The sequence below is a fragment of the Nocardia farcinica genome, from assembly GCF_029867845.1.
Classification (GTDB): Bacteria; Actinomycetota; Actinomycetes; order Mycobacteriales; family Mycobacteriaceae; genus Nocardia; species Nocardia farcinica_A.
Window position 1 is genome coordinate 1 of the sequence record NZ_JARWRU010000285.1, and the last position, 7,254, is coordinate 7,254.

A 7,254-nucleotide genomic window follows, 5' to 3' on the forward strand; every position below is an offset into this window, starting at 1 on the left:
GATCGGGTTACGGAACAGGTCAGGGGGCTGTTATCGCTGTGTGGGGGTGTGTTGTGGGGTGAGGAAGTGGTTGACGTCGACGATGAGGAACTGGGCGGAGGCGGTGGTGACCACGTGGGCGCGGTGGTTTTCGATGGTGGCTTTCTGGGGGAGTTTGCGGCCGGCGCGGGAGTGGTTGTGGGCGGGGAGGGGGTTGGGGGTGTCGTGCAGGATCGGGGCGAGGTAGTCGATGGCGAGGTGGCGGGTGACGGCGGGTTCCCCGACGGTGTAGAGCAGGAGTCCGAACAGTTCGTCGAGGACGGTGGCGACCGCGCCGCCGTGGGCGATCGCTGGGGCGCCGACGTGGCGGGAGTCGAAGCGGTGGTGGGCGTAGACGCCGTGTGCGTCGCGTCGGGCGCGTAGCCGGTGGCCGTGGGGATTGGCCGGTCCGCAGCCCAGGCAGTGGTCGTGGTGGGGCGGCAGGTCGACGGAGTCGGGTGCGAGCACGGGGAAGGCGGGGATCCAGTCCGGGACCTGCCGGGGCTCGGGTGTGTCAGTGCTGGGTGTGTTCTCGGTCATGGGCGCTTTCTGTGAGTGTGTTTAGGCGGTGATGAGGATGTCGCAGTGGGCTTTGCCGTCGAGCTCGATCGGTGGGGTGGACAGCAGCCGGGCCAGCAGCGGTGACCGGCGGTGGTGACAGCCAACTGGCGCAGTACGGGCAGGGCCGGATCCGTCGGTGCCGACGATGCTCGTGCGGTAGCCCATCATGACGGGCGTCTTTCACCAGGAGGGGAGTGCGGTGCCGGTGAGGGCGTCCTGGTGTGCGGGCGCGGTGTGCGGCCGGGGGCCAGGACGGCCAGCACGATCGCTGTGGCGGTGGTGAGGGCGGCCAGTGCGAGCGCGGCCTGGCCGCTGCCGTGCACGAACGCGGCTTGGGCGAACTCGGCCAGCGGCGCGGCCACCGGTCCGGCCTGGTCGGCGACTTGCAGGGCGGCGGCCAGGGAATCGGCGACCGGGCCGCGGGCGGGCTCGGGTAGCCGGGCCAAGGCGGGCTGGATGCGGTGGGTGTAGCCGGCGGCGAGGACGCTGCCGGCCACGGCGATCCCGATCGCGGCGCCGATCTCGCGGGCGGCGTCGTTGACCGCGGCGGCGACCCCGTGTTTGGCCTCTGGGGTGTCGGCGACGATGGCATAGGTTGCCGGGGCGGTGCACAATCCCAGGCCCGCGCTCATGATCAGCAGCGGCCACAGCAGGTCGGGATAGTTTGCGGCGAGGGTCAACCGGCTCACCAGCACCAGCCCGGCGGCGATGGTGAGCAGGCCGGTCACGGTCATCACCCGTAATCCGACCAGGCTCGACAGCCACGGCGCGATCACCGAGATCGCGACCAGCGGCACCACCATCGGCGCCAGTGCCAGCGCCGAGGCCAGCGGCCCGTAACCGAAGATCAGCTGCAGGTACTGCACCAGCAGCAGGAACACTCCGAAGGTGACCAGGAACTGGATGGTCACCGACAGCGACCCGGCACCGAAACCGCGGCGGGTGAACAACCGCACGTCCAGCAGCGGCGCCGCGCTGCGCAGTTCGACGACCACGAACGCCACCGCCGCGGCCACACCGATCCCGGCCGCGGCGGCGACGAGCGGGTCGGCCCAGCCGCGTGCGGGGACCTCGATCGCGGCGAACACGATCGCGGCGACCGCGACCGCCACCGTGCCCGCGCCGACCCAGTCCACCGGCGGATGCTCACGGTGGCGGGATTCGGCGATGGTGCACGCCAGCACCGCCAGCACCGTCCCGGCCACGGTCAACCCGACGAACACCGAGGGCCACGACCATCGTTCGAGCAGCACCCCGGCACCGAGGATCCCCAGCACCGCCCCGGATCCGGCGACCCCGGCCCATATCCCGACCGCCCGGCCGCGATGAACAGGGGCGAACCCCGCGGTCAGGATCGACAGCGTCGAGGGCATCACCAGCGCCGCGCCCGCCCCGGCCAGCGCGCGCGTCGCGATCAGCCACACCGGCTCGTCCAGCAGCAGCGGCAGCGCCGAGGCGGCGGCGAACACCACCAACCCCGCCACCAGCACCACACGGCGCCCGTAACGGTCACCGACGGCGCCGGCGGGCAGCACCAGACACGCCAGCACCAGTGTGTAGCCGTCGACGATCCAGGTCAGCTGAGCTTGGGTGGCCCCGGTCGCGACCCCGATCTGCGGCAACGCCGAATACAACGCCGCCATCGCCGCGACCACCAGCGCCACCGCCAGGCACGACACCGTCAGCATCCACCACTCGGCCCGGGTCCACCGGGCGATCTCGACAGTGTCCGTCCCAGGCGTGTCCACCGGCACCTCCCGACTTTAGAGACCGATAGTCTCTGTGCGAGACCATTCGTATCATAGGGGTCGGGGTGTGGGATAGAGTCCACTCACACCCACAGCCGCACGGCACGAACCGGAGGAACACGCGTCCATGACCGACCCGCACCCCGCGGACGACGAGCAGGCCGATCCGCGGCTGGCACGCTCACGCAACCGGTTGCTCGACGCGGCCACCCATCTGCTGTCCACCGGCGGTGTCGAGGCGGTCACCGTCGAAGCGGTCACCCGCGTATCGAAAGTCGCGCGCGCCACCCTCTACCGGCACTTCGGCAGCACCACCCATCTGCTCGCGGCGACCTTCGAACGGCTGCTCCCCCACGTCGACGCCCCCACCGGCACCACCCCGGTACGCGAGCAGCTCCTCACGCTGCTCACCACCCAAGCCGACCTCATCGAACAGGCCCCGGTACAGATGACCACCCTGGCCTGGCTGGCCATGGGATCCATCGACGACAACCACACCGACCCGGCCGCGCTCACCTCACTACGCGCCCGCGTCATCGAGCAATACCGCCGACCGTTCGACCAGATCCTCACCAGCCCCGACGCCCGCGCCACACTCGGCGAACTCGACACCACCTTCGCCATCATCGAACTCCTCGGCCCGATCGTGTTCGCCCGCCTCACCGGACTACGCACCATCGACCACGACGACTGCGCCCGGCTCGTCGACAACTTCCTCACCGCTCACTCAACAGCCACCGCATCAACCAGCCCGACCGGCACCGGCAGACCGTAACCACAGATCGGCCGCGCAGTCAGAACAAGGTGTCACGCACCCGCAGCGGCCGGTACCCGGTCGGGCCCAGCTGGGCCAGCTCGGCGTCGATGTCGACCTCGATCGCGCCGAAGAAGTTGATGTTGGCACTGTGCGCTGGGGAAAGATGGGCCAGGACCTCGTCATCGATACGCTGCCCGGCGCGGCGCATCTGATCGACAGCGAGCCCGTAATACTCTGTGGTCCAGGCGATCACAGCGTTGGTCGCCAAGGTCAGGCACCAGGCTTGCTCGGTCTGGTCCTCGAGATGGCGCGCCCGAATCATCCCCTCGTGGGCATAGAGCAGGTCGCGGCGCAGCGCGTGCAGCGACTCGCCCTTGTTGAGCTGCCGCGAGATCTTGCGCCGATAGTCCGGATCGGAGAGGTACCTCGCGGCGTAGATGGTGCGCCGCAGCGCTCCGTACTCCTTGAGCGCCGCGGCCAGAGTGTTCTGCCGCCCCGACGCCGACAGCTTGCCGACCAGCAGCGACGCGGTGGCGTGCCCGAACTTCAGCGATCCGGCCAACCGCAGCAGATCGTCCCAGTGCTCGGCGATCAAACCCAGGTTGGCCTTGCGGGTCATCAGCGGGCCCGCGTGCGGGAACCGGGCCTCGGCCTGCGCGCGCGGGCCCGGCCGGTACAGGGTGATCCGGCCCAGATCCCGGATCCGTGGCGAGAGCTGCATCCCGAGCAGGTCGAACAACCCGAAGTTGACCAGGGTGACCCCGTGGGTGTCGGTGGCGTGCTCGGTGATCGGCAGATCCGCGGCGTTGCCCAGGATCTCATCGAGCACGTAATGGGCTTCGCGTTTGGTCGCCACGATCACCTTGGTGCCGTAGGTGGCATGCTGATCGGTGACATGGGTGTAGGTCGACAGGCCCTCGCTGGCGAAATACCGGCTCAACGGCCTGGCCGTGGTTGATTTCCCGCGCGTCGGGAACCGCTGCCCGTCGCTCGACGACAGCGTTCCGGCACCGAACACCGCGGTCAGCGGCAGCCGCTGATGGTAGTCGATCAGCGTGAGGTTGGCCGCGCGCAGGGTCTCCTCGCGCACATACCACTCATCGGTCCAGGCCAGGATGTCGTAGGTGATCCCGCACGCCTCGGCCATCCGGGTCAACCCCAGGTTCGTCGAGTGCGCCAGCAGTACCGCGATCAGATTGCGTTTGAGCTCTGGTGTGCGGGTGGCCTGGCCGCCGGCGTGGGTGAAGCAGTCCAGGTAGCCGGTGCGCTTGTCCAACTCGATCAACAAGGAAACGATCGGCGCGAACGGCAGCATCTCGGTCAGCTCGGCCTTGAGCGCGATCGCCTCGGCGGGAACATCTTCCGCGCTTAGCGGCGAGATCACCAGATCCCCGCCCTCGTCCACCCTGACCGGGCCGTCCCCGCCGGCCAGCACCGCCTCCAGCTCACCGACCGCATCGTGCAGTTCGGCGACCACGGCCGCCAGCGCGACGCCGGGATCGGCGGATCGCCCGACCAGGCGGCAGAACTCTCCGCGTTGCGGTTCCCACTGCCCAGTGGTGAGCAGGTAGGCGGCCGGGTCGGCGTAGCGGCGCGAGCCGGGCACGAACACATCCCCACTGCGCAGCCCGTCACGCAAACCCAGCAGCACGCACAACTCCCAGTAGTGCCGATACGCGGTGGCGCTGCCCGATTTTCGGGCGGCCTCGTCGAGGTAGCCGCGCCATTTCATCGGCACGAACCCGGTCGGGGCGTCGTCGAAGACCTTGCGCCGCCCGGTCGCGTTCAGCTCCCGCAGCATGTTCACCGCGATCAGCAGCTCGGTAGCGGCGGTGCCGCCGGCGAAGCGCCCCGCCGCGAGCACTGCGGGGGGGTACTGGCGCAGATAGTTGTTGGAGGAATCCAGCGCTGCCAGATGCCCGTGATCACGCGGCAACCTGGGTTCGGCCTGGGCGATCGCCGCGCGCAGGCGCTCCCACCCGATCTTCTCGCCGCGGATCAGCGCGCCGATCTCCTCATCAGCCACCGTCGGGTCGGTGACGATTTCCAGGAGATCGTCCAGCAGCGCCTGGCGGTCCTCGCCGGTCTTGCCGCGCTCGGCCAGCTGCTGCTGCATCTTCCGTTCGGCGGCACCGAACTTCGCCGAGATCGCCTGATCGAACAACGCCACGACCTCATCGAGCACATCGGTGCCCGACTGGGCCAGCACCGTGAGCAGGATCGGATACCGGCGCTGCGGATCCCGACGCTCCAGGGCTTGCGGACTCAGACGCCGGCCCATCGTGGCCAAGAACCGGCGCCGCTCGGCGGGCAGCACCGACATATCCAGCCGATCAGCACCCAAACCCCGCAGAAACCCCAGCTTGTCGACCTCAGCGCGGACCGCAGCCGCCGACGCCTCCACCGGCCCCGTCGACAGCCACCGCAACCGCGAAATCCCCAGCGACGCGTCGGTCACCAGCAAGCCGTCCAACTCCGCACACCGCGCCGCAGTGAACTCGTGAGCGAGCCGATCATAGGTTTCGGTCTGGGCCTGGTGCCGGGCGTGGGCGACCCGCTCCACCACGGTGACAGGGCCCGGCCGGATCACCTTCGCCGAGATCAGATACTCACACCCCAGCCGGAACAACAGAGTCGGCGAATCGTGCTCCATCGCCCGCGCCAGCAGGAACTCATCGAGCTCCTTGAACTCCAGCGCACCGGCCGCACGCCATCCCAGGTACCGCGCGGCCAGGCGCACATGCTCGGTGCGGGTCTTGGCTCGCCTGCCATAGGCACCGATCACCACCGGATCCACCCGCAACTGCTCGGCGATACGAGCAACCGCCACCGGTGGGGCCGTGACCAGCCGATCCGGCACGAATCCCAGCCACGGCAGCGTACACAACGCGATCGCCAAGCCCAGCCGTTCGGCCGGTCCCCGGCCGCGGCCCGGCTCCACGAACGCCAGATCCGCCGACGTGAGCGTGAAGTATCGAAACAGCTCCTCGCGGCTGATCTCCGGGAATCCCCGCAGACGTTCCAATTCCTCGTCCGCGAACATCCGCGTCGCCACGAACCCCAGCCTCCACCAGCGCCGACCAACACCATCACCGGCAGCCAAGCACCAACCAGCCGACAGCGCATGCCGAACCCGAAACCCGATGCCTACCAGGCGGCTACGCCATATCCGCCTGATTTTCGGCGGATGCTACGGCTACCCCTACTGCCCAGGATGCTGGCCGGGCGCAAGTCCGGGCCGGTGTTCCTGACCGACCGCAAGGCCCGGCCCTCGGTAGCGGTCAACGATGTCGACCCGAGTACGGGGCGGGCGCGGCTGTCGTATCGGCGGGCGGCCGAGCTGTTCGAGTCGCACACCCTCGCCTTCGACGACGGCCCCTACACGCTGCACCAGCTGCGCCATTCCCGGCTGACCCACGCCGCGGAGGACGGTGCCTCGACGCCGGTGCTGATGAAACTGTCCGGGCATACCTCGGTGCGCAGCCTGGTGAAGTACGCGCGGGTCTCCGACGAGGGGCTTCGCCGGTTCCAAGCCGACAGCGACCCGTCAGCGCGCCGCCGTTCCGGTCGTTGATGCTCGGGTGGTGAGCGCGACGGCGGCGAGCAGCAGCGCCAGCATGACAGTGGCCAGGAGTAGCTGCGGGTGTAGGCCGAGGAGCAGGGGGTTGTCCGGTCGGGGTTTGTGCAAGGAGGTGCCGGGAAACAGTGGTGCAGCCAGCAGGCCCAGCCATGGCGTGGCCAGGATCGAGCAGGCCGTGATCACGGGTGTTCGTGCCCCGCTTCCGCGCTGCCACAGCAGGACCATCGCGATCACACTGAGCCCGACCGTGACGAGGATGTATTGGGCGGCATGGAGTTTCGCGTGTGGGGGCCATGCGTCGTCGCGCAGCTCGGACAGTGCTGCGGTGAGCGCTGTGGCTACGGCGACGTAGGTGACGAGAATGCGTGCAGTGCTGTGGTGACGGTTGCGCTGAGTGGTCATCTCACGAGTTCCTACAGCCCTGTAGTGGATCGGACTCCCCGGCCCCCCGCCCCCGCCGGCGGGGGGGCCCGCCCCCGCGGGGGGGGGGCCCGCACCCCCCCCCCCCGGAAAGAAACCCCCCCCAAAGAGCCCACCAACACAAAAGCCGGCAGGGTTGGGCCCCCCGCCAAAGAGGGGGGGGGGGGGGG

General features: G+C 69.4%; 7 protein-coding genes. 2 read left to right on the forward strand and 5 right to left on the reverse strand.

Features of this window, described 5'->3' with window-relative positions; all coding sequences use genetic code 11:
- Positions 1-30: 30 nt before the first annotated feature.
- From QH283_RS05990 to QH283_RS06000, 3 genes are read right to left on the reverse strand one after another with little or no spacing between them, the layout of a single operon-like run.
- Positions 31-558, reverse strand: a complete 528-nt coding sequence (locus QH283_RS05990) for a PaaI family thioesterase (protein WP_280502018.1) — start codon at positions 556-558, stop codon at positions 31-33.
- A 21-nt stretch (positions 559-579) separates the two neighbouring features.
- Complete coding sequence (locus QH283_RS05995; protein ID WP_011212401.1) at positions 580-747, reverse strand: hypothetical protein; 168 nt, start codon at positions 745-747, stop codon at positions 580-582.
- Positions 744-2,267: an MFS transporter gene (locus QH283_RS06000; protein WP_432420671.1), complete on the reverse strand. Its 1,524-nt coding sequence runs from the start codon at positions 2,265-2,267 to the stop codon at positions 744-746. Before QH283_RS06000 ends, QH283_RS05995 begins: the two co-directional genes overlap by 4 nt.
- A gap of 187 nt (positions 2,268-2,454) precedes the next feature.
- On the opposite strand from QH283_RS06000, the gene QH283_RS06005 reads away from it, so the two are divergent.
- Positions 2,455-3,102 (forward strand): TetR/AcrR family transcriptional regulator, encoded by a 648-nt coding sequence (locus QH283_RS06005; protein ID WP_011212399.1) that lies wholly within the window; start codon positions 2,455-2,457, stop codon positions 3,100-3,102.
- A 19-nt stretch (positions 3,103-3,121) separates the two neighbouring features.
- On the opposite strand, the gene QH283_RS06010 is transcribed toward QH283_RS06005, so the two are convergent.
- Positions 3,122-6,139, reverse strand: a complete 3,018-nt coding sequence (locus QH283_RS06010) for a Tn3 family transposase (protein WP_280502019.1) — start codon at positions 6,137-6,139, stop codon at positions 3,122-3,124.
- 132 nt (positions 6,140-6,271) lie between these two features.
- Here QH283_RS06010 and QH283_RS06015 point away from each other — a divergent pair, with 132 nt between their 5' ends.
- A complete protein-coding gene (locus QH283_RS06015; protein WP_228811414.1) occupies positions 6,272-6,658 on the forward strand; it encodes a site-specific integrase in 387 nt (128 codons plus the stop codon).
- On the opposite strand, the gene QH283_RS06020 is transcribed toward QH283_RS06015, so the two are convergent.
- Entirely contained in the window at positions 6,632-7,066 is a 435-nt protein-coding gene (locus QH283_RS06020; RefSeq protein WP_011212396.1) for a DUF6640 family protein, read from the reverse strand. The genes QH283_RS06015 and QH283_RS06020 overlap by 27 nt on opposite strands.
- Positions 7,067-7,254 lie beyond the last annotated feature (188 nt).